We start from the raw sequence: 862 nt of genomic DNA, 5'->3' as shown, positions 1-862 counted from the left end.
GAATTAAAATGCTGACCTGTATGCTGATCTGCCGCGCACGTCGCGGCGGATCAAAAAATCGTGCGCGTCAGGATTGTTTTGAAGCCCCATTTCCAATAAAATGAATTAATCGATTTTCGGCCGGACGACATTGGCATCCACCGGTACAGCCGGTTCAGACACGCTGACGACCCTTCCAGAAATTCGATCTAACCTGCCCGCGCGAGCGGGCTCTTACATTGTGTTATCTGAGAAGGAACTACCCCCGTGAGCATGGGAACCGTGAAGTGGTTTAACGCGACCAAGGGCTTTGGCTTCATCCAGCCCGACGACGGCGGCAAGGACGTGTTCGTGCACATCAGCGCCGTCGAGCGCGCTGGCCTCGGCACGCTGCGCGAAGGCCAGAAGATCTCCTACGAGATCGTTGCCGATCGCCGGTCCGGCAAGTCGGCCGCCGACAATCTTCGCTCCGCCGGCTGAGCCAACGGATCTTCGGTCCGGATCGGCTCGAGCGAGCAAACCAAAACAACAGAAAAGGCCGTGCGCGACGCACGGCCTTTTTTCATGTTCGACGAACCGGGAGAATCGTTCCTCGCCGGTGCGAGAGGCCGGACCGCACGATCCTGCCCGGCAATCCCGTCTATCGGTCTTGTTCGTTGGTCTTGCTAGTTGGGCTTGGCGCCGGCGTTGCCGCTGGCATTGTTGCTCAGCGTACCGGCCTGGCTCATCGTGGTATTGAAGAAATTGTCGCTGTCGCCCAGCGTCACGCGACGCTGGCAAATCGGCATGCAGCTATAGGACTCGCGCTCGACCCCGCGATAGACAGTGACGAGCCGGTCGCTCGGACCTTCGACCTGGATCTGGCGGTCGACCAGGATCTCGC

Annotated in this window: 1 protein-coding gene and 1 pseudogene; one reads left to right on the top strand and one right to left on the bottom strand. The window is 59.4% G+C overall.

The annotated features are described in order from the left end of the window. Positions 1-246 precede the first annotated feature (246 nt). Positions 247-459 (top strand): cold-shock protein, encoded by a 213-nt coding sequence (locus AC1D00_RS43320; RefSeq protein WP_011084262.1) that lies wholly within the window; start codon positions 247-249, stop codon positions 457-459. 185 nt (positions 460-644) lie between these two features. Here the strand turns inward: AC1D00_RS43320 and AC1D00_RS43315 are convergent. After that, positions 645-862 (bottom strand): annotated as a pseudogene (locus AC1D00_RS43315) (pilus assembly protein N-terminal domain-containing protein); the annotation flags it as partial.

Source organism: Bradyrhizobium sp. P2_E8 (genome assembly GCF_056403875.1).
This window is presented reverse-complemented; position numbering and strand designations above follow the sequence as displayed.